The sequence below is a fragment of the Vibrio sp. T13N genome (assembly GCF_032970445.1).
In the GTDB taxonomy this organism is placed as follows: domain Bacteria; phylum Pseudomonadota; class Gammaproteobacteria; order Enterobacterales; family Vibrionaceae; genus Vibrio; species Vibrio diabolicus.
The window spans coordinates 353,048-374,896 of record NZ_JAWJYE010000002.1; the positions used below are offsets into that span (position 1 = coordinate 353,048).

A 21,849-nucleotide genomic window follows, 5' to 3' on the forward strand; every position below is an offset into this window, starting at 1 on the left:
ATAATAAGCATGAGTTTTATAAATACAAAGGCGATTTGATTATGCGAAATCGCACAAGTGTTATGAGGAAGTGTCAAATGCAGGAAGTCACACCAAAACGAACTAGAATTGCCAAGATCGCTTTAACCCAAAAACTGGAAGCCACAGAAAAGCAGTGGATCGTCACGCAAGGTCAACCTTGTCAAACTCAACTGGCAGAAGGCAAATTCCTATCATATCAGTACAATGATCAAATCTTTATTCATGGTGGACGTTGCCTAGAGCTTGTTGATTCACATATTGTTTCCACTGCACACGCCTCACTGTTGGTCACTATTCTTTTAGAAGGTAAGCTCTCGTTTGGCTATGACGATTTGCAATTTGATTTAGACGCAAGCGACGGCCCTAAAGGTGTCGTGGTGAACCTACTCAAACCTGCAAACTTTCGTCGTTCACTGCTCAAAGATAACGTCATTAATAAGATCAACATATTGGTTAAGCCCCAGTGGCTAGAGGCTCGCCTTGACCAAACCTGTCGTCATCGGTCCTTTTTTAACTCTCATCAGGCGTTTCATCCTCTAGAGCTTAACCAGGCGTTATGCGAACTGACTGAAACGCTGACAAGCCGAGAAACACCACAAGAATTCCAAGATAAGTTGGAAGTTGAAAGCTTGATCTATCAAATTTTGCATCAAGCGACTAAGCAAATCCCCAAAAACTTCAGTGCTAATAAAAATAACCATGAACGGCACACAGATGGTCGAATAGAGGATATTGTTAGCTATATAGAAACTCACCTTGAGCAAGAACTAGGCTTAGAAAAGTTGGCAAGCGTGTTTTCAATGAGCGTTTCAAACCTGCAGCGCCGATTTAAACAATCACTGAATATGACCGTAAATGGTTATATTCGCTTTCGTCGCCTTGAGATTGCGAGGCAACACTTGGAACGTGGCCTAGTGACGATCACGGAAGCGGCTTATGAAGCCGGATACCACCACCCTTCCAACTTCACCTGCGCTTTCAAAAAGGTATTTGGTGTACCACCGCATGAAGTGATAAAAGAGTAAAGAGGCCCCAGGTAACTGACTGTTATTTAGGAGTGTCTTATCCACAACATCGGTATATACTCGCCTTAAACGTTATGGAGGTTGAACATGAATATTGGTGCTGTCGCAAAGCTTACTGGGCTTTCATCTAAGTCGATTCGATTGTATGAAGACAAAGGGATCATATCTCCACCAGCGCGCAGCGACTCTGGCTATCGCGAATATTCAGATAATCATATTCAAGAGCTTAACTTAGTATCACGCGCAAAAAACGCTGGCTTTTCACTGCAAGAATGCAAAGAGTTTGTGCAGCTTGCCCATAATCCCAACCGAAAAAGCAGCGAAGTAAAAGCAAGAACCATGGATAAGCTGAGAGAGGTTGAAGAAAAAATCGCGCACCTTATGGAGATCAAAACGCAACTTGAAGGTTGGGTTTCTTCTTGTCCGGGAGACGCTGAAAGCCGATGCCCAATCATAGACGAGCTCACCAAGTAAACTCGCCTATCTATCCTCATTGAGGAATCGCTTTCATTAAGCCCTGAGGTTGGATTAATGGTAAGTACACATGCGCTTGCCGTTTAATTCGATAATATTAAACGGCGTTTCGTAGATATCCTCTAGCGTAGACGCCTGAATCACCTCCTCCACCGCACCACTTGCCACAACTTTGCCTTGCTTAAGCGCCAATATGACATCCGAGTAGCACGCTGCGAAATTAATATCATGAATTACCACCACCATGGCTTTGTTCATGTCATGAGCTAACCGCTGCACGACTTTCATGATCTGAAGAGAGTGTTTGATATCTAGATTGTTAAGTGGTTCATCAAGAAAAACGTAGTCTGTATCTTGTGCAATCACCATGGCAATAAACGCAAGCTGTCGCTGACCACCACTTAATTCATCCAAATATTTGTCTTGGATACCTTGTAAATCTAAATAGTCGATCGCTTGTTCAATCACCGCATGATCTTCTTTGGTCAGATTTCCTTTGGAGTATGGGAAACGGCCAAAAGAGACCAACTCCTTCACGGTAAATCGCATGGTAATAGAGTTGGCTTGACGAAGTACCGCCAGCTTTTTCGCTAACTCTTTAGTGTCCCATTCCGCAATTTCCTTGCAATCAATGATAACACTACCACCATCCCGCTCCGTTAAGCGCGAAGCCATAGATAACAGCGTGCTCTTTCCCGCGCCATTCGGGCCAATAATTGATGTTACCTTACCCTTTTCAAACTGAGTATTGGCCTCATCAACTACTTTGTTTGAACCGAAGGCCTTCGTTAATTTGTCTATCACTATCATATTTATACAACTTTGTTTTTCAGTAGTAGGTATAAGAAATACGCACCACCAATAAAGTTAATAACGACACTCAACGTCGTCTCAAAACTGAACACGTTCTCGATAATCCATTGCCCAGCCAGTAACGAGCTGATGGAGAGAAACGAACAACCAACCAGTAGCGTTTTGTGTTGGTAACTTCGGAACATTTCTCGGCTTAAGTTGGTCACCAGCAAACCAAAGAACATAATTGGTCCCACTAAAGCCGTAGAAATAGCAATCAGAACCGCCGAGATAATGAATACATTTCGCGTCACCTTAGGTACGTCGACGCCCAAACTTTTCGCATTGTCTTGGTCGAGCCAAAACACATCTAAAGTGCGATGCATACTAAATAGCAACCAACATGCAAACACCAAAGCTGGTGCACTAAAGTAAACCAAATTCACTTTGACATTATTAAAGCTGGCGTAAAGTTTCGATTGAACGATTGCAAACGTATTTGGGTCCATCAACAAAGAGAAAAATGACGCCGCATTGGAAAATAGCTGACCAAAGATCAAGCCGACCAATAGCAACGTAATCAAGTTCTTGCTTCCTTTAGAAAAGTAAAAACCAAACAACAATAACGAAAACGACACCATTACAATTACGGCAATCGCGAAATTGACGTACAAGTTAAGAACTAAAGTACTCAAACCACCAAAAATCAGCACGATCAAAATTTGCGTCAACACATACAACGCATCAAACCCCATGATACTAGGCGTTAAAATTCGGTTGTGAGTAATGGTTTGAAATACAAGTGAAGACTGAGCAATTGCCACACCCGCTAGCACTATCGCCAATACTTTAGGAACTCTACGAGATAAAAAATACTGGTAGTTGTCAGCCGTTAGCCCAATACCAATAAACAAACATGCAAAAAGTACCGCAATGCCACCTAGCAGTAGGATTTTCGTTGAATCACGCATGTTGCTTACCTCGCAACAACATCGCGATGAATACCACGCCACCCAATATGCTGATCACGATAGAGATTGGCATTTCATGAGGGAAGATAATCAAACGACTCACCAAGTCGCAACACAGCACTAAAGTCGCCCCATACATGGCCGTAAGCGGAATGTTCTTTTTGAGGTTATCACCATAAAAGTGACTAACGAGGTTCGGCACAATCAGGCCAAGGAATGGCAGCTGCCCCACAATCATCACGACACTTGCCGACATGATGGACACCAACAGCACGCCAATCGTGACAACCTGCTGATAATTTAACCCCAAGTTAACCGCGAAATCTTTTCCGATACCCACGGCTGAAATCCTTGCGGCAAAAAGATAGCTGAGAATAGCCATTGGTACCGCGATGTACAGTAGCTCAAAGTCACCACGTAAGATGTTGGCAAAATTCGCTACCGTCCACGCGTTTAGACTTTGTAACGCATCGTATTTGTAAGCAATAAATGTAGTCATTGATTGGATGACATTGCCGAAAATAATTCCGACAAGTGGCACAAAGACCACACTCTTAAATTGAATGCGTTGAATAAAGAAAATAAATGCTAGCGTCCCAAATACCGAGATGCCGAATACGAGCCAAAGGTGATTGTCGTTACCAAAGAAAACCACGCTCAGTACGTAGCCCAGCATGGCACATTCGATCGTACCAGTTGTAGAAGGTGCCGCGAATCGGTTCTGGCTGATTTGCTGCATGACAAGACCCGCAATACTCAAGCCAGCACCAGCGAGTAATATGGCAAATAAACGTGGTATACGGCTGGTAAAGAAAAGCTCCAACGCTTTCTCATCACCCGAAAATAACTGTTGGGGCGTCATGTTTGCCACCCCAACAAACAACGAAACCGTGCTTAAAACCACAAGGGTTAGCAATAACTTTTTCAAAGTTAACCTCTGCTATCTTGGATTACAGTTCAATGGTTTGCTTGATCTCACTTACCATTTTTTCTGTTGCAGTCACACCAGACATCGACAAGTACCACGCGTCCACATCTAAATAAGTGATTTTGTGATTCTTATATGCGGCGGTTGCTTTGACTAAGTCGTTATCCATGGACTTACGAATATCGTTATCTGGCGTGCCTTTTAGCGAATTGCGGTCAACTACGAGTATATTTTTCGGGTTAGCTTCACGAATAAATTCATAAGAAATAACATCTCCGTGAGTGCCCGTTTTCACGTGTTCAACCGTTTCCAAGAAACCGAAATCGTTATAAATCACACCAAATCGCGATTGAGATCCAAACGCACTGATGTTGTCACCCATGCTTAAAATCGTTAACGCATCATTGTTATTTGATTGGTTGTAGTCACGGATTGCTTTGAATTGAGCATCTAGCGCTTCAATTTTCTGCTCTACTTTTTCTTCGATATTGAAGATTTTACCAATATTGCGCCACTGTGCTTGCGTACCTTCCCAGTAACCTTGATTCTCTTTCGCAGCAAAAACGACCGTAGGAGCAATTTCACTCAGCTCTTCATATTTCGCAGACGCTCGCGGACCAACCAATATCAAATCTGGTTTTTGCATGTAAATGGTTTCAAAGTCAGGTTCAAACAAACTACCCGCAGAGGTGTAGTTATCTTTGCTGTATTTTGAAAGGTAGCTAGGCAGATTAGAAGAGTTAGAGACTGCAACAGGATCGATACCAAAGTTGTCCAGCGCATCTAGCGGTCCAAAGCCAATCACAACCACGCGCTCTGGTGATTGCTCTAGCTCGGTTTGCCCCATGTAATGGTCAATCACAACCTTAGCAGCGAAAGAAGGAGAAACAGTAAATAGCGACAGCATAGCCGCACCGAGGAATTTTTTCATTTTGTTAAGCCTTAATGAGATCTATTATCATGCGCGTTCGCAATATAACGTTACTCTTTACTGCATTCAACAAAATTTAAGGTACTTTACATTAGTTACGCTTATTCGAGCTCCAACTATATCAAAGACTTATAAAAACCATTCATTGCAATATCTAGGTGTATCATTCATGCGCTTCGATAAATGCTTTGAGTGCAAGCTCATCAATAATCTCCAACCCGTTTTCCGTTTTTGCAATCAATCCCTTTTCAATCAAATCTTTAACTGCACGTCGATAAACACGACCAGAAGTACCAAATCGCTCAGCTTCTTGATTCACTTTGTCAAAGCCACCGAGCAATGTGTTGGTTTGATTACGGACGAAAAGATCATACGCAATATTATAAGTAATGGGATGCAATAACCGATTGGTATAGATATCCATAGAATCTTGATAATCTTCGGCCAACGCTGAAGCAAAGAACACCATCATTTCTGGATGCTTTTGTAGCGCTTCAGTTAGTTTTTGGATGCAGATGACATCAACCTGCATGTGCTCGTCTGCAATCACGTTCCATTGGCAAGGAGTCTGAGTGAAGTACTCCATTTCACCATAGATATGGTAGTCGCAGTTTGCCTCTCCTAATTGAAAGCGTCGCCCATTCGCGGCCAATATACTCATTGAAACTCGACCTACCGGCACAACATATAAGTACTGAAGTTGCTCACCTTGACGGAGAATTTCTTCCCCAGCATCAAAGTAACGCGTACTAATTTGACACTGATAGATCATCTCACGAAAGGCAACGCTCTTTTTTTCAAGGTATGTTTTGAAGCGGCCAGTTGGATACGGGCTGATTTTCATTCTCTGTTCTCTCAGAAAAGTTACTGATAACTATCTCAGATGGATTGTACCCCGTAACACCAAATAAAAAAGCGACAGTGGCCTGTCGCTTTACATTCATTGATTTATAAGAGTTACTGAAGTTAGTACGGACTATCTCTGAGCAATCAGCGCTTCTAACGCCGTCATTGCAGCAAGCTTCTCACCTTGCATCATTACTTTCGCTTCATCAACGTACTGGCCAACCCCTTCTTTCACATTTTGTTGGTACAGAACGACGTTATTTAAGATCGAAGCCACATGAAGACCACGTAATCGGCCAACGGCAAACAAAGCTGAGGTTTCCATATCGGCACCTAAGACGCCCTTCTTGTTCCAGTATTGGCATATCGCATCTTCGTCATCGGTATAGAAACTGTCGTGAGAACGTACCACACCGAAATGATAACGCGCCTCTTGCACCGACAGGTAACGCTCAACTTCTTTTAATAAGGAAAAACTTGCGTACGCCGGATAAGCCGAATCCACATACGCTTTGGATCCGCCTTCATCTCTTACCGCACCTTCGGCAATGATTAGCTCGCCAAGCTGAATGCCTGATTGCATCGCACCTGCCGATCCAACACGTACTACATGAGTTACGCCGCACTGTTTTAGCTCTTCAACTGCGATGATCATCGATGGGGCGCCGATACCTGTGCTGCATACTGAAACAGGCTGGTCTTTGTATTTGCCAGTAAAAACACGGTACTCGCGATTTTCCGAGATCATTTCTGCATCATCCAATAATGCGGCAATACGATTAGCTCGGTCTGGCTCACCACATACAATGACGAGAGAAGCGACTTGTGTTTCATCAACACCAATATGAGGTTGTTTAGCCATTTTTCGTTCCTTATGCTGCAGCTTGAGCTAAGGTTTTATCGCCATTGCGCTTGGCGCTACGGGCCCATTCACGCGTACCATTGGCAGCAATGAACATCAAAATCGCATACTGAACAGACATCGCATAAACACCCTGTGTCGCGTAGATGCCAACACTGATGATGTTAATCACAACCCAAAGAATCCAGTTTTCCACATATTTACGTGTCATCAGAATTTGTGCAACAACAGAAAGTACTGTCATGGTTGCATCCCAAAACGGGAACGCATCAGGTTCAAGTACCGGATCAGCCAAACCTGCACCAAAGAGATTCAAGCTATCAACAGCAATGTTTGCTAATGCAAAGAAAAAAGGGTCGATGTAGATGGTTAACAACGCGATAGACACAACGCTAATAGAAGCAGTGGCGATGAGTTTCTGTTTGTTTAACCAGCGTACTTCCAGCGTTTCACCTTCCGCATTTGGACGAGTCCAAGCATACCAACCGTAAATGTTCGCACAGAAGAAAAACAGTTGAAGAAGTAATAATCCGTATAACTGAATTTGGAAAAAGATAACGGCAAAAAGAGTGACATTCAGCAAACCGAATAAGTAGTTGATGGTTTTTTCTTGGCTAGCAAACCAAATGCAAAGCAATCCAAAAACCGTACCGAAAGCTTCGATCCAACTCATTGCGTAACCGCCGCCAATTGGAATGTTAACCAGGGTGTTGTTTATATCGAGTAAGGCAAGTAGGTCCATGTCGATGTCCTTTATTATTTTGTTTGGGAATATGCCTATATTAGGGCGTGACACCTAACAAAAAGGAGGACATTTGTCCCCCTCTTGATGCACTCGATCATAATTCAGTTCAATATTTGCTTGAAAGCAATAAATGACTCAATTGAACCGCTTGGAAATTAACACGCCTAAGAATCCAAACCTAAATAGCGCTTTTTGAATGCGGAAGCTGATGCAAATAAAGCTGACGCCAAAAGTGTAATAACAAACCCAATTGCGTACTCGAATGCTTCATTCACCAAGAGCTGATAACAGCTCACAAAAAAAATCAGTATGACCGCAATAACATTAACTCGGTGAAACCAAGGATGCTTTACGGAGAACTTAGCGTAACCTTTTGATAACATTTAACTAATCCGCCAGACAACAATTAATATTTTTATTTATAATCAATGGTGATAGTAAGGCTTTATAGTATAAAGAGAAACGACTTTTTTGATTTTTTAGCTCAACATCACAGGTCATCTAGTGCTGCTTGACTTTAATATCTTGACACTTTTTCGTTCAACTAAGGTAGGTTCTAATTGCACGACTTGCGCTTCTGTTGATTTACCATCCAATTTTCGGACAAGCGTTTCCACGGCAGCTTGCCCAAGACGGTATTTAGGCTGGTGAATTGTGGTGAGTGATGGCGACATGAACTTCGCGATATGTATGTCATCGTAACCGATGATTGAAATCTGTTCCGGGACTTTAATATTGAGCTCATTTGCGGCGTTAATCACACCCATCGCCATCATATCATTGGAAACGAAAATCGAGCTGGGTAAGGTGCCTCGCTGCGCCATTTTCATAAATGCTTGATATCCGCCTTCACATTCGAAGTCCGATTCAATGATCCAGTTGGCATTAAATTCCAAGCCTGCTTCGTTCATCGCACGTTTGTAACCTTCGTATCGCATTTGCGCTTGGTGTTTAATCAAAGGGCCAGTGATACATCCTATTTCTGTGTGGCCACAATCAATCAGGTATTTCGCCGCTAGGTAACCGCCACGAAGCGAGTTATCTTGAATTTTATCGCTCGTAAACAGCATCGGCCCCCAATCCATCACCACGACAGGGATATCAGGATAACGCTCAAATACATCGATACGCTCCCCTTCTAGCGAGGAGCACATCAAGATCAAACCATCGACACGCTTTTGCAAAAGCGTATTAATGGACTGGCGCATGCGTTCGTTGTCACCTTCGGTGTTACATAGAATGAGACTATAGCCTTTGTGATAGCAACTGCGTTCGACGCCTTTTACGACTTCGCCAAAGAATGGGTTGGTTGAAGTTGTCACCAGCATACCAATGGTTTTGGTACGATTGACTTTGAGGCTACGCGCCAAAGCTGATGGCGCATAGTAGTTGAGTTCTTTTGCAGCATTATTGACGCGTTCGGAGATCTCTTCACTCACAAAACGCGTCTTGTTAATAACATGGCTCACTGTTGAAGTGGAAACCCCTGCCAGTTTTGCGATGTCTTTCATCGTCGCCATGTTATTACTCCTAATTGATGAGGCGTTTAAGCCCTATTGTGCAGCGAGAAACGCGTCCACCTCTTCGCGAGTTGGGATCGACGTCTGCGCGCCAAAGCGGGTCACAGAAATTGCAGCCGCCGCATGTGCAAACTTAATTGCTGATTCTAAAGGTAAATCCTCTAACAGGCCAGTGACGAATGCTCCATTAAACGTATCCCCTGCTGCGGTGGTATCGGTCGCGTCAACACGGAACCCCGGGATGAGCTCACCTCTACCATTTTGACTTAACCAAACACCTTTCGCACCGAGTGTGATCATGACAATTTCGATACCTTTGCTATGAAGCACATTCGCCGCTTCTTGCGCGCTGTCATTATCCGTTACCGTTACCCCCGTCAACACTTCAGCTTCGGTTTCATTTGGTGTAATGACATCAATACAAGCAAGCAGTTCGTCTGACAGTTCACGAGCAGGGGCAGGGTTTAAAATGACGTTAGTTTTTGCATTTTTCGCCACTCGCGCGGCTTTCTCAATGCCGCACATCGGCGTTTCCAATTGCATCAGCAGGTAATCCGCTTGGCGAATGCGATCTAAATCTGGCTCAATCGCTTCTGCTGTCAATTTGGCATTCGCTTCTGCTGAAATACAAATGCTGTTTTCACCACTATCCGACACTTGAATCATCGCAATGCCAGTTGGGCAGTTTGGTTGCATCTTCACACCAGTGATGTCGATGCCGTCCATATTGAAGTTTTCACGAATATTGATGCCGAACGAGTCATCGCCTACACAAGCAATAAAGCCAATATCAGCCTTGAGTCGAGCTGCAGCAACAGCTTGGTTGGCACCTTTGCCACCTGGGATAACTTGATAGTTGCGACCATGTAGCGTTTCGCCAGGGCGAGGGAAAGAAGGCACTTGAAGAACATGGTCAGCGTTTACACTACCTAACACCACTAACTTATTCATACGGTTATCCTCGGTTCTGAATGAACCCTTTTTTGAAAAACTATTTTGGAAAATACATTAGATGACTTTAACTTCTCTTCCTAACGAAAGAGTCACGATAAAAAGTCAAAGGCATCTATACCCTGCATTTTTAAGTCACTTGGGTATGTTCGCCCTCTCCTCCTAAACGACAGATATAAACGGAGGAGAGAGCAAAAATTAGGACGTTTTATTGAACGTCAAACTTATTTAGTCACTACTTTTAGTGGTACCGGAATGTATTCTTCTACTTTTTCACCTTTCAAGACTTTGTCAGCCGTTTCAACACCTAAAGCACCGATAAGATCTGGCTGCTGCGCGATGGTTGCTGCTAGTTTGCCACGGTTAACTGCCGCAATGCCGTCTTCCGTGCCATCAAAACCAACGATAACGACGTCTTTGCCAGAAGCTTGAACGGCGCGAAGTGCACCTAGCGCCATTTCATCATTCTGTGCGAACACCGCTTGCACATCAGGGTTAGCCGCGAGTAGGTTTTCCATCACGTTTAGGCCTTTAGTACGGTCAAAGTCTGCTGGCTGGCTGGCAAGAAGATCCATATCGCTGCCCTTCACGGCATTCATGAAACCTTCACCACGCTCGCGCGCCGCCGATGTGCCCGCAATACCTTCAAGCTGAATTACTTTTGCTTTTTCGCCAACTTTTTCCATGATGTAGTGGCCTGCCATTTCACCACCGATCACGTTGTCGGACGCGATGTGGCTCACGACTTCACCACGGCTTGCGCCACGGTCTAGTGTCAATACAGGGATCTTAGAACGGTTCGCCATACGAATCGCATTAGACACAGCATCAGAATCCGTTGGGTTGATAAGAATTGCTTTTACACCGCGAATACTTAAATCCTCGATGTTCGACAGTTCTTTGCTCGGGTCATTTTGCGAGTCCAGTACAATTAAGTCGTACCCCAATTCTTTCGCTTTAGCTTCCGCACCGTCTTTCATCGTTACGAAGAACGGGTTGTTTAGCGTCGAAACCACAATCGCCATCGTATCTTGGGCTTGTGCCGCTACTGATACAGTGGAAGAAAGAAGTGCAGCAGAGATAAGAGTTGCAAGTTTTTTCATCGTTCTAGTCCTTTGTGTAGGGTGAGCCAGCACACGCCCACTGGCTCGGTTTGTATTCAGGATTTAATGGTTATGGATTATTTGTTTTTGTTGTCTACCAGTACTGCGAGCAAGATAACCACTGCTTTGGCAATCATTTGGTAGTATGAGGAAACGTCTAGTAGGTTAAGAGCGTTGTTTAAGAAACCGATGATCAGCGCACCAATTAGCGTACCCATGATGCGTCCTTTACCGCCCATCAAGCTGGTACCACCAAGTACAACCGCAGCAATCGCATCTAACTCGTAACCCATACCCGCTGTTGGCTGCGCCGAAGACAGACGAGAAGTCACGATGATGCCTGCAAGCGCTGCCAGCATACCGCAGATTGCGTATACACCAATCTTCACTCGGTCTACATTGATACCAGATAGACGAGTCGCTGATTCGTTGCCACCTAGTGCGTAAACATAGCGACCAAAGCGAGTGTGGTTAAGTAAGTACCAAGCCGCAGCGAACACGACCACCATTAACCAAACAGGTACTGGAATACCTAGCGCGTAGCCGGTACCAAACCATGCAAACGCATCAGCTGTGTCAGTAAAACCTGTCGAGATTGGACGACCTTCGGTGTACACCATAGTCACACCGCGTAGTAACGTCATGGTAACCAGCGTAGCGATAAAGGCCTGTACTTTGCCCTTCGCAATGATGATGCCGCTAATTGCACCTAACGCTGCACCTGCGACTAAAGCGGTCGGAACCGCCACCAGCACCGGGACTTCAAGCGCAATCATGCTTGCCGTAAAGGCACCACATAACGCCAGTACGGAACCAACACTCAAGTCGATGCCTGCTGTTAAAATAACCAGTGTCATACCTACCGCGATAATGGCATTCACTGAGGTTTGACGAAGAATGTTGAGAATGTTGTCGACCGTAAAGAAGTTCGGGTTCAAAAATGACACAACAACAATCAAAAAAATCAGTGCTATCAGTGATTTTTGCTCAATCAACCACTCTTTTGTGAACAACTTCTTGCTGCTAGCTTCGGTTGGTTTGCTCATGGTATTAGTACTCATGCTGCTTCCTCATTGATCTTTTTGCCTACGGCACAGGCGAGTAATTTTTCTTGATCGGCGTCTTTCGCATCGAATTCGCCAGTAATACGACCTTCATGCATAACCAGAATGCGGTCACTCATACCAAGCACTTCTGGCATCTCGGAAGACACCAAGATGATGCTCATGCCTTCGGCTTTGAACTTGTTGATGAGTTGATAAATTTCTTTTTTCGCACCGACATCGACGCCACGTGTTGGCTCATCGAGAATTAAAACTTTAGGTTTGGTCATTAACCCTTTCGCGATCGCCACTTTTTGTTGGTTACCGCCGGATAAGTTACCAATGATTTGGTCGCGCGTAGGGGTTTTGATATTAAATAGCTTGATAAAATCTTCCACGGCAATCACTTCGTCGCTATGTTGGATTTGGAAGCCTTTAGTCAACTGATTGAGAGAACAAAGTGACATGTTCTCCTTAACCGAGAGACCTAACACCAAGCCATCGCCTTTGCGATCTTCAGAGATATAAGCGATGCCATTTGCTAAGCCATCTTGTGGGCTAACCGGGTTAATGGTTTTGTTATCGAGGTTGATAACACCATGCTCACTTGGTAATGCGCCGTAAATGACTTTCATGAGTTCAGTGCGGCCTGCCCCCATCAAACCAGAAATACCCAATATCTCACCGCGTTTCAGCGTGAAGCTCACATTGTGAACGCCAGATCCAGTCAGGCCAATCACTTCAAGGCAAGTTTCGCCATGTCGCACATCAATACGTGGGTATTGCTCTTCTAACTTACGACCAACCATCATTTCAATCAGGCCGTCTTCATCAGTGTCGGACATCTTGCACTCACCGATAAATTTACCGTCACGAAGCACCGTAATATCGTCACAGACTTCAAAGATTTCTTTAAGACGGTGTGAGATATAAACAATACCGCAGCCCTGCTCTCGAAGCTCGTTGATCACTTTAAATAGTGACTCCGTCTCGGTATCAGTCAGCGCGTCAGTTGGCTCATCCATAATGATGACTTTCGATTCAAACGAAAGCGCTTTCGCGATCTCCACCATTTGCTGTTCACCTAGGCTCAAATCACCAAGCAACGTTTTCGATGAGTGCTTTACGTTAAGGCGTTGAAGCAACTTGTCTGCTTCTTCATACATCTTGCCCCACTGAATACGCCCCATCGTGCCGGTAAATTCACGACCTAGATAGATGTTTTCAGCAATCGTTAGTTCAGGGATCAAGTTCAATTCTTGGTGAATGATGCTGATGCCCGCTTCCTGAGAGTCACGCGGCCCTTTAAACGCGGCAGGTTGGCCTTGATATTGGATGCTACCCGCATCCATGTGATAGATGCCAGTCAGCACCTTCATCAATGTTGACTTGCCTGCTCCATTTTCTCCCATGAGCGCCATGACACGGCCTGGGTAAACATTCAGGCTCGCTTTGTCCAGTGCTTTTACGCCCGGGAACGCTTTCTCAATGTCGCTCAGTTGTAGAATGGCTTGAGTCATAATCTGTCCTCAATATCTCTGGCTTAAAAAACCACGCCCGCTTGAAAGATAACGTTCGCGTATGGCGAGCATTCGCCAGTTCGAACGACAGCGCGGCTTTGTGCCGTGCGTGCTTTAAATGCTTCATGTGACACGTAGCTGATCTCGATAGATTTACCCGTTTCTTCGCTCTCTTTGCTCAGTTCGTTAAGCAATGCTTGATGCAAAACAGGGCTTACATCAGAAAACTCTTCCGCAATGATGACCCCTTCGATTTGCGACTCAGATAGAATCACGCGAACAGTATCAAGAAAACTTGGTACGCCATGCGTTAGCGCCAAATCAATTCGCTGTACATGCTCAGGGATTGGCAGGCCAGCGTCACATATCGTGATCTCATCGGTGTGGCCTAGCGTCGCCACCAAGTAAGAAATATCTGAGTTAATTAGGGTACTTTTTTTCATCTCATCGACCTTTCGGTTACACGTTCATACAACCATGAGCGCCTGTTTTAAAGTGTTTTCGTTATTAACAGAAAACTCATCGAAACGTTTCGATGAAATAATAATTCGTTGTGGTAATTTGACCAGAGTGAGATTGATAAGGTGTGAGAATGATCCGTAATTAACGGGTCATCGAATAGTAAAAAGGTACATGAGTCACACTTTACCATCGAAACGTTTCGATGACTGGCTTAATCTACACTTGAAGTGAGGTTTTTAAAGACAGTTGAAAAAGAGATACGTCCCATTACTGAGAAACACTCTAGTTAATGAGATGGAAACCTTACACATCATCACAGTTCTTGGATGGTTGTCTGATTTTGGAGAACGCTCACCTTACAATCTGGTTACAATTTGCAAAACACATCATCCGTTCAGTACCTTATATGGTATGCGACGTTTGTAGGGACACAAACGGAAACACAAAACCATAATGAAGTTAAGCAATCGAGTCATCTTGCTTGTCGCGCCAGTGATCTTATTAAGCGCGCTGGTATCAAGTTACATTATTTACAGCATTCAAAAAGTAACGCTCATCAAGCGAGAAGACAGCTATATCCAATTGCAAATGGAAAAGCTCGCAGGGCAGTTCCGACAAGCCAACATATTCCTCAATAGTTATGCATACACATTAAGCAAAAGTGATGTATTGCAAGACTACTTGGTGAATCATAACAATCCGTATCGTGAGCGCGTGTTATTTAACCGACTCGATGAAACCGCAGATGTGTTAAGCCATGGCTATACAGGCGATGCAAGCATGGCGATTCTCGACGGGAAACAAAACCTTCTTTATTACACAGAAAATAAATACTACGAATCATCAGGTGTAGTCGACCCTAAGGTATTGGATTACATCTCGCGAAGCTTTAGTACGAGAGAAGCGTTTAACCATACTGGCTTTATTTACAATTCCAGCGGACAAAGTATTCTTCTGCAATACGAACTCATCGACAAACGAACAGGGACACAACCTCTAAGTTTTGATCCGCAAAATGTCTTTTTCGTGGTGGTATCGGTATCGCTCGAAGCCTTCAATGAGATCAAGCACGAAATCGAGTTCGACACGCATAGCGTGATAACTTTTGCCGACAAGCCTATTTATCTCGATATTCCTCTCGCTCAGACGATTGAACTATTGCCACACTTTTATGCGGTACTCTCCCCCGCTGAATATTTGATGTGGAATAAAGTCGATAAAGTGTGGCTAGAACTGGCCCTTTCCTTTGGTGTGGCGGCGTTTTGCACCATCACCTTAATTGTTTTGGTTTTGTATCGTTATGTATTACACCCCGTTTCTCGCCTCGATAAACAGCTACAAGAGCTGGAAACAAATCAACGCGGCAACATTGAAAAGCTAGAAACAAACGATGAAATAGGACGCTTATCCTCACGCTTTTTTGATATGTATGAAGAGCTCAACGTCATATATAAGAAGACAAAACGCCTGGCTGAAACGGATCACCTAACGCAACTCGCTAATCGCCATCGTTTCCATGAACTTGCAACTCGTGAACTCGTCTCCCCTTCGCAGCATTTGTGGGTCATTTATGTCGATCTCGATAACTTTAAGTACGTTAATGACAAATACGGGCATGAACTGGGAGACAACTTATTAAAGGTGTTTTCATCACACATCAAAAATGTCTGTCAAAAATTCTCGCACGACTACGATAGTCCCTGTTTTGCAGCAAGATTGTCTGGTGACGAATTTGCTATTTTATTGAGCTCAAATCAGGATGCACAACGCCTACCTGACTTGCTGGCCTCAGAGTTGCTAAAACCGATTAGCAATCTCAGTCCATCTTGGAGTAATTCATTCCCCGTGACTGCGAGCGTAGGTATCGCTCAGTACCCTCAAGACGGTACAGACGTCGCGAAATTACTCTCCAGTGCCGATGCGGCAATGTATCAAGCCAAACGAGCCGGGAAAAACCAGTACGCTTATTACTCAGCTGCTCTCAATGTTGAGTCTCAAAGACGCAGTCAGCTTGAGCGAGCGCTCAGAAAAAGCAACGTGGAAGAAGAGTTCCATCTCGTTTTTCAACCCTATATGAATAATCGGGACAACGAGATTGAAGGACTAGAGGTATTATTGCGCTGGGAAGCGGAAGGCATTGGTCCCGTGCCTCCGAAAGAGTTTATCCCAATCGCGGAACAGGCGGGCTTATTTGATAAAATTGATCGCTGGGTTTTCGCCAATGCAACTGCAGAATATCACCAATTAAGAAATATTTTTGGCAAAGACATTGTCCTTTCGATCAACCTCTCTTCAGCAGAACTTAACTCAATCGAAATGGCGAATTATATTCATGACCAAGCAAGCAAAAACGGTGTGAAACCAGAATGTATTGAGTTAGAGATAACAGAAACCTTTGCCGCAGAACAACAAGGTACAGCATTACTTGATGAGCTGTCGAAGCGTGGCTATCGTCTCGCCATTGATGACTTTGGCTCTGGCTATACATCGCTGACTCAACTTGTTCAATATCCAGTTCAAAAGATCAAGTTTGACCGAGAGTTCCTCGTTACATTGATGAAAACCAACAACGGTCATGTGATCAAACCCATCATCGAGCTATGCCACGCTCAAAATAAAACGGTCACCGCAGAAGGTATTGAGCACAATGTGATGCATGAATGGTTATCGTCCTACCGCTGTGACTATATGCAAGGCTATTTATTTGGTAAGCCAATGAGTAAGGAACAACTGAATTTGTGGTGGCAATCCGCAAATGACGATAGCCGCTTCGATGGTTCCATAGTAGGTTCAATTACTGTTCAAGGGACATCTTATTAAAGATTAAGTACAGAAGCCATGTATGTGGCTGCTGTACTTATATAATATAGAAACAAGACTTTACCCTTAGTTTCAATAACATAAGCAACCACATAAGTTCGTACGTTAATTTTTGGTATTATTATTTTTCGATGAAATCTCTCAGTTATTTAAATATTTAATCAAAACGATAGAATTACTTTTTGGTAAGTTTAGTTCTGTTTTTACTTCTTTAATTGAAGACATAAGGAAATAAGTAAAAGCTGACAAACTTTACTTTTGTACTGCTGATCACCGACTTAAATGATTCGTGTAGAAGCTCATTTGTCGGCTCCACTTAGACTTAGCTTTATCGCTTGTGAACAGGAAATGCCCTTCTTCTCGGTATTTCTCTACCTTCTTATCCATCTTGTTGTTTACCCACTCACTTAAAATGCACTAACACACATAACGAGTTGACGTTACGATTTGTTACGAGTCAAATCACAAATCTAAACGCAGGCTGAATAGACGTACAAAAGACAAACACATTGAAATAAAAAGAGTTTCTAATCTAGAAAAAATAAAACATCGTTTTTATAAATTCGCCATCTCACAAATATCCTTAAACACAGTTTTATTAATTACGCATATCAGATATTATTTATGCCGAAGTTTATCGAAACAATCGATTAACTTCATAATTTATTTGAGTTTCAAACAGTTAGTTTTTAACTTGAAAACTTATCGTTAACCCAATATTAAGTACCTAAGCGTACAATAAGAAACATTGGGAATAGAATTATATTGATGTGCATGTTGTTTTAACGAATGCATGAAGCAATCGGTAAATTTGTAACACCATAGAGTTTTATTTAGCCAAGATGAAAAAGTTAATTTTATTATTTATATGGACATTTCTGTCTGCCTCTCCTTTTGCCTTTGCAAAACAAGCAGATAACGAAGTCAAAAGTCACATACCACAGAATCAAATTGAACAAGTGTTCAAACAAGCAAAGTTAGATGGCGTAGTAGACTTTAAATTGTTTCGTGACGCTTACATCGCGTACAAAAAAACACCCGATAGAAAGAAATCAGTACTAACCATCATCGACTATAGTAAACCATCGACTGAAAAACGCTTTTATGTGGTTGATTTAGATAAAAAGAAGCTTATCTACAATACTTATGTTTCTCACGGTGTGAACAGTGGAAAGAAAACAGCGACGCAGTTTTCAAATGTGGTGAACTCGCGTAAAACATCACTGGGTACGTTTTTGACTGACACCACCTACTACGGCTCAAATGGCTATTCACTTCGACTAGATGGTCTAAGCTCAGGGTTGAACGATAAAGCTCGCGAGCGTTATATCGTTGTGCACGGTGCCGACTATGCTAACCCTTCTTTTATCAAGAAGAATGGTTACCTTGGGCGCAGTTGGGGTTGCCCTGCACTGCCAAAGAAGTTGTCTCGTGAGATCATTGACACCATAAAAGGCGGCAGTGTTATTTATGCAAGCGCATAACACGGGTGCAACTCATGTGGGGAAGAATGCTCTATTTCTTCCCCAACAAATAATCGGATTGACTCAAGCTTCCAGGCCTCATGACTCTCTTTCTTTACCTGTTTCTCCAGTTTTCGCTTGCTTCAACGCTAAAATTATTTAGGTATTAGCTTATACCTAAATAACATCAGAAAACTCTGTTCATCCCTCTTCCATCTCGTTAGTATACGCTGAGTTGGTCAGACACCGATTTTCATTGTTATCATAGTGTCACTAAGATTCCGTAGTCATAGTGATAGTCTATGACGTTATATGTTTAGGGTTACTTCTTGCGTTATCTACACCGTATATTATTGATGCTTTCATTGTCCCTATTTTCAGGGTTCATCGCTGCCTCATATGCGCATACGTATCACCACGCTAAACATTACACCTCTGAACGCTTGCTTAAACTCGTGCAACAAGACGACTTTGAACTAGCACACAGCGAATTCCATACATTTGCCTCTCCAAGTTCTTGGGGCTCAGAAGGTTATTATCTGCACATAAAGCGCGAGTTGTTAGCGCTGGTTTCCTGCCGCCGAACATCCGCCACTGATGGTGTTTTATCATCAGATTTTACTCCTGATTATTTTTTACTTGTTGCTTTCTCTTCCCCACCACTATTGGAATTGGCAAAACAAGCATCTCGCTTACCTCTTGATGGTTATGGCGGGCTGATGAGTAAACGCTCTCTCTATCGACTCTCAGGAAGAAAAGAAGCCAATTTGATGTACGTCTTTACTCATGGTCGCAACGCCTTCCCTGTTGTTTAACTTTTTATGACATACAGAGAACACGGAAATGTAACGATGAGAACCAATACGCTCATTGTTACTAGAACCAATTTGAGGTCCATATAATGACAAAATTCGCTACGACTATCGCACTAGCATTACTATTTGCAACGAGCTCTGCCTTCGCTAACACGGAAGCAAAGCCAGAAGAAATGAGCAATGAGACTCTGCTAGAATGTGCCAATGTTTCTAATGCACGTATTGCGGTTCCTGAACACAGAGCGATGTTCAGACACTACCTAATGTCTGAAAGAAACTATAGTTTCAGCCAGTTATCTTCTGCTGAGCTTGAATTTAAAGCAGCAGATAAGAATGAATCCGAAGTAGAAAATATCTACAAGTCTCAGTGTAAAGAGGTTGGCGAGTACCTATATAGCATTGGCTATTAAACTCGAAACCCTAACGACACTCATAAAGAAAGGCGCATACATTGCGCCTTTCTTTTTACTGATAAAAACCAGCCGATTAGATGTCTAATCTGTATACAAGCTTAAAAGTGCAAATCAAAGTAAACTTACTGAGAAAACTCTGCCACATCCTTGGATTTACAGAACGCTCGACGTGCTTTAACAAACAAGAAACTAAGCACCCCAATCACAAGAGTAATTATTGGGGCCGCCATTAATAGCATTGTGATCGTTTTGCTCATATTCTCTGGTAACAAGGGAAGCAATAAACCAAAACCGCATAATATCAGCGTCCATAAAATCGCACTCAGCCATGCAAAGTAATGGAATTTACTAATACCTTTCACTCGCAACCCCATCATTAATGGCAATAGGGAACGAACAACCGGAATAAACCGCGCACAAAAAAGCGCAATCAATCCATGTTTACTGAGTAATACGTCGACCTGTTCCAAACGCTTTTGAGGAACCGCGCTTACCCAGCCTTGAACCTTAGGTAAGCGATTTAGCCACTTGCCTTGTAAGTAAGCCGACCAACTTCCCAGCCCCGCACTAACAGCTATCACCAACATAATCATAATTGGATCAAGGACGCCAACCGCCGCCAGCGTACCGGATAATACGACGACACTGTCGCATGGGAATGGCGCAGCAGGAATAAAACCACTTTCCAAAAAGATAAGCGCAGCAACAACAAAATAAACCAATCCTGCACCGCCTGGCGCCATTAACGCCGTGAAATCTTGATGCCAAAAGGCACTCAAGACCTGAATTACCGAATCAAACATAAACCGCTCCTAAGCATAACTAACCAAAAATTGTAAAAACATGGAATGTGTTAGCGAGCATGTATAAAGCGGTATATAAGATTCGATTCTTTCCTCGCACCGATTCTGTATTTAGAATGAGTAAAAATACTTTCAACACAACGACCTAAAGCTTCATTGCCGATGCGTTTTAGCAGCCCCATCGAGTGAAATGCCGAACGATATGTCCACCATACTACAGCAAGCGTTTCAAAGCATTCGAGCTCTACATCGTCGTTCGAGCTCGTTTCCTTAGAATGGCTAACCCTCAATATATTCCGGCTGTTTAAACTCGGATAGTCTTGTTGTATTGGAGAGACAGGGTATTCTGAAAAGTGCTTCGACTTAGCGTCAACAGCAATATTCTGGTTATGAAAGGAAAGAATATTTGGGTATGAGTGCGCCAGACTCATGCTCGGAGCCAACAAGCAGAAAAGTAGTCCGAGTAAAACAATCAGAGTCGTACGCACAAAGGTAACCAAAACCAAAATAATAAGTTCTTTTAACCCTGTGCGTAACGATTGGCAATTAGTATTCTTAATCGTTAAGAATACTAATTATTTTTCACCGTAAGGGTAGTTTTCAAACATTTTCGCAATTTCTTCTTCAATCAGAGATTCTCTTTTCTCAGAGCTCATAGACTCAGATAGTTTCCTACTTGAAACACCTTTCCACACAATCTGATTAGCCTTTGCATCAACAAGCTCTACCACCAGTTTGCCATACTTACGTTCTTTGTATCGTTCCGGGCTTGAAGTGATCACGCCAAAGCTATTCCAACCATAACCGAAACTCACCGAAGACCCAGAAGAGACAAGCTCGGACTCTTCGACGATATCATGATGAACGTAAAGGTCCCCACCACTATTCACTTTAATTAGGCCCTTGTCTTCAAGCTGTTCAGCCAATCCTTGTTCAATACGTCGACCATCAATACTCGTAGGGGCTTCTGCTTGGGCACCGAAATCAAACGTTCTGTAAGCTGAAAAATCGGCTTGCTTATCAACATCCGTTGTTACGGTTGTACAAGCAGACACGAGCATCATCACCGCCCCTAATATCAAACCTTTCCACATGTTAAATCTCCTTTGGTTAAGCTGACTGTTTCAGCGGAATTACGCTAGTGCTATACATACGCTTCAGCAGTAAAAAGTAATCATTTCAATATCTAGTCTTGACCATGAAACCTGACTGTTCAATAAACGCGATTAACCTTTACACTGACAATCTTGAATATCATCAATGCCTAAACGCTAGTAGACAGTGTGTTTGCCCCTAATTAGCAGCCATCGATTTTAGAAGCGGAATCTCTGACCCTCCTGA

General features: G+C 43.2%; 21 protein-coding genes. 6 read left to right on the forward strand and 15 right to left on the reverse strand.

Annotated features, from left to right (window positions below; genetic code table 11):
- Positions 1-77: 77 nt before the first annotated feature.
- Both R2S67_RS04600 and cueR read left to right on the forward strand, forming a co-directional pair.
- A complete protein-coding gene (locus R2S67_RS04600; RefSeq protein WP_317342527.1) occupies positions 78-1,046 on the forward strand; it encodes an AraC family transcriptional regulator in 969 nt (322 codons plus the stop codon).
- Positions 1,047-1,133: 87 nt separating this feature from the next.
- Positions 1,134-1,520, forward strand: a complete 387-nt coding sequence (gene cueR, locus R2S67_RS04605) for a Cu(I)-responsive transcriptional regulator (RefSeq protein WP_012842332.1) — start codon at positions 1,134-1,136, stop codon at positions 1,518-1,520.
- 54 nt (positions 1,521-1,574) lie between these two features.
- Here the strand turns inward: cueR and vctC are convergent, their stop codons facing one another.
- The 13 genes from vctC to rbsD all read right to left on the reverse strand — a co-directional run bounded on the left by vctC (position 1,575) and on the right by rbsD (position 14,175).
- The gene (gene vctC, locus R2S67_RS04610; protein ID WP_005397181.1) at positions 1,575-2,330 is read right to left on the reverse strand and encodes an iron chelate ABC transporter ATP-binding protein VctC; all 756 of its coding nucleotides are present in this window, start codon (positions 2,328-2,330) and stop codon (positions 1,575-1,577) included.
- A gap of 2 nt (positions 2,331-2,332) precedes the next feature.
- A complete protein-coding gene (gene vctG / locus R2S67_RS04615) occupies positions 2,333-3,283 on the reverse strand; it encodes an iron chelate uptake ABC transporter permease subunit VctG (RefSeq protein WP_317342531.1) in 951 nt (316 codons plus the stop codon).
- A complete protein-coding gene (gene vctD, locus R2S67_RS04620; protein WP_104972467.1) occupies positions 3,276-4,211 on the reverse strand; it encodes an iron chelate uptake ABC transporter permease subunit VctD in 936 nt (311 codons plus the stop codon). The genes vctG and vctD overlap by 8 nt, the downstream gene beginning before the upstream one ends.
- Before the next feature lie 22 nt (positions 4,212-4,233).
- Positions 4,234-5,142 carry a siderophore ABC transporter substrate-binding protein gene (locus tag R2S67_RS04625; RefSeq protein ID WP_317342533.1) on the reverse strand — a complete coding sequence of 303 codons (909 nt, stop codon included), beginning with the start codon at positions 5,140-5,142 and terminating at the stop codon, positions 4,234-4,236.
- 163 nt (positions 5,143-5,305) lie between these two features.
- Positions 5,306-5,986, reverse strand: coding sequence for a Crp/Fnr family transcriptional regulator (locus R2S67_RS04630; protein ID WP_006741007.1), 681 nt, complete (start codon positions 5,984-5,986; stop codon positions 5,306-5,308).
- 132 nt (positions 5,987-6,118) lie between these two features.
- Complete coding sequence (locus R2S67_RS04635; RefSeq protein ID WP_256950508.1) at positions 6,119-6,850, reverse strand: nucleoside phosphorylase; 732 nt, start codon at positions 6,848-6,850, stop codon at positions 6,119-6,121.
- Positions 6,851-6,860: 10 nt separating this feature from the next.
- A complete protein-coding gene (gene pnuC, locus R2S67_RS04640) occupies positions 6,861-7,592 on the reverse strand; it encodes a nicotinamide riboside transporter PnuC (RefSeq protein WP_005397168.1) in 732 nt (243 codons plus the stop codon).
- 500 nt (positions 7,593-8,092) lie between these two features.
- Positions 8,093-9,115 (reverse strand): substrate-binding domain-containing protein, encoded by a 1,023-nt coding sequence (locus R2S67_RS04645; protein WP_317342536.1) that lies wholly within the window; start codon positions 9,113-9,115, stop codon positions 8,093-8,095.
- A 33-nt stretch (positions 9,116-9,148) separates the two neighbouring features.
- Complete coding sequence (rbsK, locus tag R2S67_RS04650) at positions 9,149-10,066, reverse strand: ribokinase (RefSeq protein ID WP_182032853.1); 918 nt, start codon at positions 10,064-10,066, stop codon at positions 9,149-9,151.
- Between the two features lie 224 nt (positions 10,067-10,290).
- On the reverse strand, positions 10,291-11,169 hold the full coding sequence (rbsB, locus tag R2S67_RS04655) for a ribose ABC transporter substrate-binding protein RbsB (protein WP_005397160.1): 879 nt from the start codon (positions 11,167-11,169) through the stop codon (positions 10,291-10,293).
- A 77-nt stretch (positions 11,170-11,246) separates the two neighbouring features.
- Positions 11,247-12,230 carry a ribose ABC transporter permease gene (gene rbsC, locus R2S67_RS04660; protein ID WP_317342539.1) on the reverse strand — a complete coding sequence of 328 codons (984 nt, stop codon included), beginning with the start codon at positions 12,228-12,230 and terminating at the stop codon, positions 11,247-11,249.
- Complete coding sequence (rbsA, locus tag R2S67_RS04665; protein WP_317342540.1) at positions 12,227-13,732, reverse strand: ribose ABC transporter ATP-binding protein RbsA; 1,506 nt, start codon at positions 13,730-13,732, stop codon at positions 12,227-12,229. The genes rbsC and rbsA overlap by 4 nt, the downstream gene beginning before the upstream one ends.
- A 23-nt stretch (positions 13,733-13,755) precedes the next feature.
- A complete protein-coding gene (gene rbsD, locus R2S67_RS04670) occupies positions 13,756-14,175 on the reverse strand; it encodes a D-ribose pyranase (RefSeq protein ID WP_005397153.1) in 420 nt (139 codons plus the stop codon).
- A gap of 472 nt (positions 14,176-14,647) precedes the next feature.
- Here rbsD and R2S67_RS04675 point away from each other — a divergent pair, with 472 nt between their 5' ends.
- From R2S67_RS04675 to R2S67_RS04690, 4 genes are all read left to right on the forward strand, one after another.
- On the forward strand, positions 14,648-17,014 hold the full coding sequence (locus R2S67_RS04675; RefSeq protein WP_317342542.1) for an EAL domain-containing protein: 2,367 nt from the start codon (positions 14,648-14,650) through the stop codon (positions 17,012-17,014).
- An 842-nt stretch (positions 17,015-17,856) separates the two neighbouring features.
- On the forward strand, positions 17,857-18,498 hold the full coding sequence (locus tag R2S67_RS04680) for a murein L,D-transpeptidase catalytic domain family protein (RefSeq protein WP_005397144.1): 642 nt from the start codon (positions 17,857-17,859) through the stop codon (positions 18,496-18,498).
- 335 nt (positions 18,499-18,833) lie between these two features.
- Positions 18,834-19,292: a hypothetical protein gene (locus tag R2S67_RS04685; RefSeq protein ID WP_150918112.1), complete on the forward strand. Its 459-nt coding sequence runs from the start codon at positions 18,834-18,836 to the stop codon at positions 19,290-19,292.
- 86 nt (positions 19,293-19,378) lie between these two features.
- Complete coding sequence (locus R2S67_RS04690; protein WP_006741016.1) at positions 19,379-19,702, forward strand: hypothetical protein; 324 nt, start codon at positions 19,379-19,381, stop codon at positions 19,700-19,702.
- 125 nt (positions 19,703-19,827) lie between these two features.
- Here R2S67_RS04690 and R2S67_RS04695 read toward each other — a convergent pair whose 3' ends face one another.
- Together R2S67_RS04695 and R2S67_RS04700 are read right to left on the reverse strand one after the other, a co-directional pair.
- Positions 19,828-20,508: a DedA family protein gene (locus R2S67_RS04695; protein WP_317342544.1), complete on the reverse strand. Its 681-nt coding sequence runs from the start codon at positions 20,506-20,508 to the stop codon at positions 19,828-19,830.
- 575 nt (positions 20,509-21,083) lie between these two features.
- A complete protein-coding gene (locus R2S67_RS04700) occupies positions 21,084-21,602 on the reverse strand; it encodes a DUF4136 domain-containing protein (RefSeq protein WP_150916790.1) in 519 nt (172 codons plus the stop codon).
- Positions 21,603-21,849 lie beyond the last annotated feature (247 nt).